Source organism: Mycetohabitans sp. B2, assembly GCF_021733735.1.
Lineage (GTDB): Bacteria > Pseudomonadota > Gammaproteobacteria > Burkholderiales > Burkholderiaceae > Mycetohabitans > Mycetohabitans rhizoxinica.
Genome location: NZ_JAHKSP010000096.1, coordinates 1 through 529 on the forward strand (window position 1 = coordinate 1; position 529 = coordinate 529).

Sequence of the window (529 nt, forward strand, 5' to 3'; positions counted from 1 at the left end):
TGGCCGTCATCAAAGCCGGCGGCGTCTATATGCCACTGAACGAGCAATGGCCTGATACTCGGCTGCACACGTTATTGAGTGAGACGCGCGCGCCCATTGTACTGACTGATCACGCCTTGCAAGCGCGCTGCGCTGCGCTAAGTACCCACGTCATTGCCGTCGATGCCGATGCGTCACTCGATGATGAGCCAAGTGATAACCCCGCTGTGGTTTGCTCGCCCGAGCAACTGGCGTATCTGATGTACACGTCGGGTTCGACCGGCCAACCCAAAGGCGTGGCCATTGTGCATCGCACAGTACGCTATATGGCCCTGGACCGGCGTTTGTCCGAAGTGCGAGATCGTGTACTGCTGCATTCGTCGCACGCCTTTGATGTCTCCATGTATGAGCTGTGGACGCCGCTGCTCTGTGGTGGCCAAGTAGTCATTGTGCCGCCGGGCGAGTTGGATGTGCGAGTGCTGCAAGAGACCATCCGAGCGCATCAGGTGAGCGCGCTGTGGTTGACCGCGGGGCTGTTTCAGGTCATGGC

1 protein-coding gene is annotated in these 529 nt (G+C 59.4%); it reads left to right on the top strand.

What is annotated here, in order from left to right:
- Window positions 1–529: AMP-binding protein (locus tag KPG66_RS16865; RefSeq protein ID WP_237071600.1), on the top strand; the 529-nt coding region annotated here is incomplete at both ends.